Origin of the sequence: Nonomuraea sp. NPDC049784, from assembly GCF_040659615.1 — a bacterium.
GTDB lineage: Bacteria > Actinomycetota > Actinomycetes > Streptosporangiales > Streptosporangiaceae > Nonomuraea.
The window spans coordinates 1-7177 of record NZ_JBFAMX010000528.1; the positions used below are offsets into that span (position 1 = coordinate 1).

General features: G+C 66.7%; 4 protein-coding genes. All 4 read left to right on the forward strand.

Features of this window, described 5'->3' with window-relative positions; all coding sequences use genetic code 11:
• The first annotated feature begins 1049 nt into the window (after positions 1-1049).
• The 4 genes from AB0J09_RS50615 to AB0J09_RS50630 all read left to right on the forward strand — a co-directional run bounded on the left by AB0J09_RS50615 (position 1050) and on the right by AB0J09_RS50630 (position 6799).
• On the forward strand, positions 1050-1385 hold the full coding sequence (locus AB0J09_RS50615; protein ID WP_360708502.1) for a hypothetical protein: 336 nt from the start codon (positions 1050-1052) through the stop codon (positions 1383-1385).
• Positions 1378-5253 carry a hypothetical protein gene (locus AB0J09_RS50620; RefSeq protein ID WP_360708505.1) on the forward strand — a complete coding sequence of 1292 codons (3876 nt, stop codon included), beginning with the start codon at positions 1378-1380 and terminating at the stop codon, positions 5251-5253. The genes AB0J09_RS50615 and AB0J09_RS50620 overlap by 8 nt, the downstream gene beginning before the upstream one ends.
• Positions 5254-5599: 346 nt before the next feature.
• Complete coding sequence (gene ssb / locus AB0J09_RS50625) at positions 5600-6211, forward strand: single-stranded DNA-binding protein (protein WP_360708508.1); 612 nt, start codon at positions 5600-5602, stop codon at positions 6209-6211.
• Positions 6212-6439: 228 nt separating this feature from the next.
• A complete protein-coding gene (locus tag AB0J09_RS50630) occupies positions 6440-6799 on the forward strand; it encodes a hypothetical protein (RefSeq protein WP_360708511.1) in 360 nt (119 codons plus the stop codon).
• The last annotated feature ends 378 nt before the right edge of the window (positions 6800-7177 follow it).

Sequence of the window (7177 nt, forward strand, 5' to 3'; positions counted from 1 at the left end):
TTTCTCATGCGGGGCCGACTGCGCGCCTGGTGCCGCGCCTCGGGCCAGCCGGGCCTACCACCCAGCCAACGCTGCTTTCCTGCCCCTACTCCCTCTGCCCAGCAAGACCCGGCGTCTGAACATCGCCGCCAACAAGCTGCGCTACTGCGCTCACAGCAGTGGCATGAAGCGGCGGAGAACGCCCGCCGCATGCTGGCGGCGGCATCTCCCCGGGCGGCCCTGCGCATTCAAGAACTCGCACGCGAGGCAGCCGCTGGGTCGGCCAATGTCGACCCCCAGCGCTGGCAACGCGCCGACGAGGCAGCTGCGCGGGTCGCCGCCGACGAAGAACGACGACGCCGCGACCAGCGGCAAATCGCCTCTCCGCCTGTTCAGGACGCTGCCAGCGAACAGCCCGACCCACGCGACGCCAACCTGGCCCGGGCGCGAGCCCGAGCGCGACGAGAACAGCTTGAGCGTGAGCGGGGTGCGAAGGCACAGCCCAGGGCAGGCACCCGCGGTATGGCGCGGCGAGGCGGGCCCCCGGGGAGGTGAATCCACCGCAAAACGAGCCGTCAGGCCCGCTGAGCGACCCCGTCGCGGCGTGGCCGACCGTGAGATGTGAAGAGCGACCGGTGCAGCGGTGGCGGAGGCGGCGCTGACCACGAACCCAACCGTCACGGTGATCTACGTCCAGTAAAAAGGGATTCATTGGCCTAAACCAAACAGAATTCACCTTCTGTATGGTTTCTAGTATAAAGATCGCATCGGTGGCCTCTCGGTCAGCCTGGCACCACTGATGAGACCGGCGGCTGACCGTAGGCGACTCCGAGGTCCAATACGTCCGTGGGTTTCAATGATCCGCGACGAACCTGTCCCCACGTGATCGGCCGGATCCCAGGAGCCGGAACAGGTGCGCTCTATGGCTCAAGCCGGATATCCGCAATGATCTCGCTCGACGGAGAAGCTTGTTCCGAGAGGGCCCCTGTTCCTCATGAGGCGGCCGCACCGTCTTGACATTATTGAGTCAAGACTGTCGGAGACGCCGGTGAAAGCGCTATAACGGAAGGATGATCCCTTCCCATGACGAGCCGGACGCGGCGGCGGTAGTTGTCTCCGGTGAGCTGGCTGAGCGCGTGGCGGCGCTCGACGCTGCTGGAGCCGCGGCCGAGTTGGTGGAAGTCGTCACCGCCAACGGCGAGCGGGCATACCTGATCTCCAAGGAGGTCCTGGCGGCTCTCCAGCACGCGTGGCGTCTACACCAGGTGCAGGCCGCCTCTGGTGAGGCGTTTGTGATGCCCGTGGAAGACCAGGAGGATCTGACTGAAGGCGACGTCCCTGAGCCGGAGGACATGTCCCCACCAGAAAGCTGGCTGGTCTCCGATCAGCGGGGTCACGATGGCTGACCGAGAAGTCGACGCTTGGACCCATCGCGTCGACCGAACCTGGGGCGACGGGCATGCCGAGGAGGTTGCCGGTCCAGATCGACGACAAGTCGATGACGACGCCCGACAATTCGACTCCGGGCCCACCATCAAGGCCGACCGCAGCCACCGGCCGCCGCCGAAGGCGCAGCTCGACGTGAGACCCCGCCGGGACATCATCTGGGAACCCGGCAGCAAGGACGATCTGGTCGCGTTACAGCATGACGGCCAAGCCGGCTCAGGCGACCTGGCTCAAGCCGTCATGCGGGTACAGAGCCTGGTCTACGACCTTCATAGCTCTGAGGGCAGACTCGCAGGCGATCCCAAGAAGATCGGCAAATGGTACGAAGCAGACTTCGCCCTCGTCAGCCTCGATGAGCTCGGCCAGCGGCGCCTCTCGTTCGAAGGCGAGCTGCGGTCGCTGATCAACCCCTCCAGAAACCTCCTGACGGTCACGGCTCAGCTGGAGCAGGAGCTCGACGCGCTGCCGTTCAAAGCAGCATGCAAGGCTCTGGACACCATCGAAGAACTCGCGCACCTCAAGGCCAAAGACTTCGACGCCTGGCACAAGGAAGGCAAGCACGATTGGCTCCGCTCCACCAACCCCTTGCTGGAGCACCTCTATCGCGCGGAGTTGGACGACAAACACCACGTGCTCTACACCTACACCAGCTCGCCGTGGCCTGAGGCCCGCGTCACCAACGAACGGAAACTCAAAAAGACGAAAGCGCCGGTTGGGCGAGCGACCGTGCAGGTGCTGGCGGTGCTGCCCGCTGACGCCTCGCACACCGATGCGAAAATAGTGGCCGCCGAACGGACGATGCCGCGCGTGCAAGGCCGCATCCTGTACCGGGTGGTTCCCGCCAGGCAATCACCCACGGGCCGCGACGCTGTGCAGATTCTCGCCGTCAAGCCTCAGCCGCTCAGCGAGGACTTCATCATCGAGCGGGTGACCGCGCTGCAGGAACGCACGCTGGTCCATCAATTGGCCACCAACGCCAAGCAGCCGCTGGCCTATTCCAAGGCGCTCAGAAGCAGTCCCGGCGCCGAAATCGTCAGAGTCGGCGACCGCAACGACGCCGTCCGCGCGAACAACGGTCTGGCACCGCGTGTGGCGCAGCGCCCGCGCGTCCGCAACGCCGAACGGACGCCCCAAGAAGACTTCGAGCGCTCCATTGCCACTGCACTGCCACAGGCTCGCAAGTATGAATTGCGCTTCAACGCGGCAGCCGAACTCGAGTGGAACGCGCTACCGCCTGGGCCGCTGAAAAGGGCGGTCCGGGAAGAACTTACCAGCCTGGCCATGAGCGGCCAGCAAAGCGGCGACGTCCACCGTGAACCGCCCGCAGGCACCCCGCCGCCGAGCGCCGCCAGCCAGCGTGTCGCTGAAGAATACGACTTGACGGGGCTGCGGCCCCGCTATGTCAGCACGGCACCGGACCAGCAGCCCACCTATCAGATCATCTATGACATCGTCCGCTCCCCGCTGGCGCCCCGGGCCAACGTGGTGCACGCCCCGGTCGAGGGCGAGGACCTGGTGCCCGTCTATGACGGCAGGGCCACCACACGCCTGACGTACCGGCCGAAGCTCGTCGAAGAGCAACGCCAGCAGGCGCAGCAGCTCAACCGGGCAGGTGTAACCCAAGTCCTGGCCGCGCCGGTGCTGTCCCACTCTGCTTGGCCAGCCCGCCTGCGCATGGAAACGCTGGCGAGCGCCATCGCCTCCCTCAAGAGCGGCACAAGCGCGCTCGCTCGCGGGCTGGCAACGCAGGAACGCTACGAGCAGATGCGTCGCGCGAACGCGACCCCTGTTGAGTCGGCGACCTCCCGACTGGCCTCCAGCGAGCCGATCGAGGACTACCGCGACACTATTCTCGTGGTCGGCATCCTGCCGTGGCCTGACCCGGAAACCCAGGCCAAGATCGCCGAGCGCATCCCCGGCCGCGCCAAGGCCTTCCGCGAGACGCTGACCGGCAACCGCGGCCTGACCGCCACGGCCAGCCCCCGCCGCCCTCCGCCAGACCCGCACATCATGGCCAAGATCGCCATTTTCGTGCCGAGTCCCGACGGACCGATCCGGCAGCAGGCGTGGCTAAGCGCCCAGCGCAACGACCCCGACATGATCGAAGTCACGGTGGAAGGGCGACCGCGGCCGCTGACCATCCCCCGTGATGCCCTGGCCGCCGGCACCGAACGCGATGTGTCGGTGCAAGGCGTGCGCATGGCCCCCAAGGGCAAACAGCTGTGGTTCGGCCTCGACCTGCAGCCCGATGGCCGCCCCGCGGCCTATTTCGCCACCTCCACGCAGAAGGTGCAGCAGTTCCTCCGACGCCTGCCCGACCCCGACCGGCGCGGTGAGGGTGAGGCCCAACGTGCTGAGCGCATCCTCGAACGCGCGGACAACAAGCTGCGCCAAAACCAGCTCGTCAACCAGTCACTCAAGCTCGGCGAAGTGAGACAAAAACTGTCCATCTTCGTCTATACATCCGCCGGCCAGCCAGTGCGGCGCACAGCATGGCTGTTCTACGAACGCCAGGCCCCAGACATCGCTCGTTTGAGCGTGCCGGACCAGCCCGGGTGGGACACCCCTTTGCCGGTTCCGCTCACAGCGATACGGGCAGGCCTGGCCGGTCAGGTTCGCGTGAACGGATTCACCCAGGGCGGGCTGCGCATCCAACCAGCCACGAGCGACTCAGCCCTGGCGTGGTCGGTGCAGTTGCCCAACGGTGACAGTCTCTGGCTGAACGTGAACCGCAGCGACATCACTCGCTTTCTCGGCCAGGCTGACCCGGCCCGCAAGTCACGCGCCGACCTGGCGGCTGAGAAAGTCTCGCGGCAGCAAATGGCCACCGGCCGCGCCACGGCTGCGCAGCCGCTGGTCCGGCAGCAATTCCAGGCGCAGGCGGTCACCGGCGATCTCCGCGAAACGGCGCGTGGGCAACTGCTGTGGCGGGCCGACCAACCGCACGTCACGTACTGGTACATGGAAGGGTGGAAGTTCCCGCTGCCCATCCCGCACGAGTACCTGATGAAAGGCATTCGGCAAGCGACGAGCGCGCCTGGCCAGGACCCGGTGGCCGAAATTGCCATGGCGCCCAGCCCCAACAGCCCTGCCACCGCGCTGTGGACCGTGCGCCTACGCAATGGACGACAGGCCTCCTACGAAATCCCTCAGGCTCTCCTGGTCAACCACATCAACGCCGTGCCGAGCCTGCCAACGCTCACCGCTGACGCAGCCCGACGCACCGAAACGCCAGCGGCTGCTAAGTCCCACGAAGGGGCGCCGGCGAAGCACCCGGGTTCGCAGCAGCCGCCTTCACAGGTGCGGGAACCCATGCAGATGCAAACCTACGAACCCGGCGGGCGTAAGCCCCAGCGGGCAGAGCTGTCCTGGCGGGCTGATCAGCCACAGGTGACCTATTGGCGCACGGAGGGCTGGCCCTCCGCCGTCCCTATCCGCCACGACGGCCTCTTGGGAGGGCTGGACCGGCCGACCAGGGTGCCTGGACCTCCGGGCGGACCGATCGCCGAAGTCTTCATGTCGCCCAGCGACAACCCAAAGATCATGCTGTGGAGCCTGCGGCTCAAGAACGGCCGCCAACAGTGGTTTGAGGTTGATCACGCCAATCTGATCAACTACATCAACACCGTGCCCGCACTGCCGAATCGGCCCATCCCGGCAGCAGCGCAGACTGCCGATCGTGAATCTGCCCGGCAGCAGGCTGCTGCCACGCGCTCCAGCACTGCAGACCGGATGAGCGCTAGTCCCGCGCAGCCCGCACGGCGCGCGCCCGCCTCCGCGCCGCGGCCCCAGCAACTGGCTCCAACGCCCGGCAGATCCCCCGGTTAACCTTGGGTGGCGGGGGCCCAAGGGCGCCGCGCCACCCGAGAAAGACCCGGTGAGGGTACAGGTGGTGAAGATTGGCCTGATGGCGACGGACATCCCGTCCCCGACCGCAGGCATTTGACCCTCCGTCGAGCCGGGCCGCAAGGGCCTTCCAGCCGCCCTTACAAGATTTTTTGCGCCTTCGCCTCACGCCCCAACCCCAAGGGCGCGAAGGCGCAAAAAATCTTGACGGCCCGGCGGCCGGAAAGATCCCTTGCACCCCTCTTGCTCGCCGGAAGGGTCCGGATGCCCTGTCGGGACGGGATCCCCGAGCCACCAGGGCTCACTCCCGTCTCAGAGGGAGTTCGGAATGAACGAGCCGATCATCATCATGACCGGAAACCTGGTCGAAGACCCGGAGCTGCGCTTCACCCCGACCGGGGAGGCCGTCACCCGGTTCCGGATCGGGCACACCCCGCGCTACATGGACCGTTCTTCCAACGAGTGGAAGGACGGTCACAGCATCTTCCTGACCTGCAACGCCTGGCGGAAGATGGCCGAGAACATCTGTGAGACCTTCAAGAAGGGCATGGCGGTTCTCGTTCAGGGACGGCTCCGGCAGCGCTCGTATGAGACGAAGGAAGGCGAGAAGCGCACCGTCTACGAGATCGAGGTGGACTCGGCCGGTCCGTCTCTGGCGAACGCGACCGCTGCAGTGACCTCCCGTACGCGGGACCAGGGAGCCCCCGAGGACTGGCAGAACGCCACGCGGCAGCGCCCATCCGCACCCGCTCCGGCGGGGGCTGCCGACCAGAACTGGACGTCCGTGCCCGGCCCCGAGGCGGGATGGGCTCCCCATCAGGGCGATCCCGCGATGGCAGGCGCCACGGCCGGTGCACCGCCGGCGAGCGGCACCTGGAACGGGTACGGGTACGGGGTGCCCGGTCAGCCCCAGGGTCAGCCCGGTCAGCCGCCGTTCTAACCACATAGGACCCCGGGTTCGGATCGCAGTCCTGTTGGCACAGGTCTCGCCGGACCCGGGACCCCCTGGAGTATTCACCTTCCTCGCGCCCGCCGACTTCAACCGGCCTGGCGCGAGGGGCTCTACCGTCCGACGGCTGACTAGCTGCGTTGAGCTGAGCCGGTCGCCGTCTCCCTCCCCCCTTTCGGTGCTGTCTCGCTGACCCTGGTTCGCAAGGAGTTCGCCATCATGGATCCCCGCATGGAACGCATCCACCGCTTCGCCAGCATGGAAACCCTGCTTCGGCTGCTGGAATCGCTGCCGAATGAGGCCCTGCCGACGCACGCCGTCAAGGTGGTCCCTTCTGCGGACGCCGCTGTGATGAACGTGATCGCCGAGCGCCTGAGGAACATGGGCCGATCGTTCACCGACCAGGGCACTGGCACGATGAGGACGATCATCGTGGACCTGGGCGGTGGGTTCACGATGCGCTGGGAAGCGGCCCCTCCGCAGGGTGACGACGCCGACCCGAACGTGTGCCACCTCACCCCTGAACCTTTCGTACCACGCCAGCATCCGATGGCTTGCGTTCTGGCGGCCGCCAGCTAACCGGCCGCCCTCTGTCGTTCATCACCCGAAGCAGGCCCTCGTTCTCCGCCGCCTGCTACGGCCGTTGATCGTGCGGTAGGCCCGGTCGAGTATTAGAGCTCACCTCACGCCTGACCACGCTCCGAGCAAGCAACCAAAGCCCCATGAGGGCGCCGCCAGATCACGGCGGCGCGGGCAGCGGCACAGTCGGCGGAACCCGCCTTGCCCTGTGCCGCTGATCGCCTGGTCGCAACCTCAGGGGGAGAGCGTGATGCTCCGTCCGAATCTGTCCTGCGTACTGATCTGCGGCAGCCGTCATTGGCGCTGGCCGCGCACCGTCCACACCGTCTGCGATCGCCTGACCGTACGCTACGGCGATCTCATCTTCGTCGAAGGCTG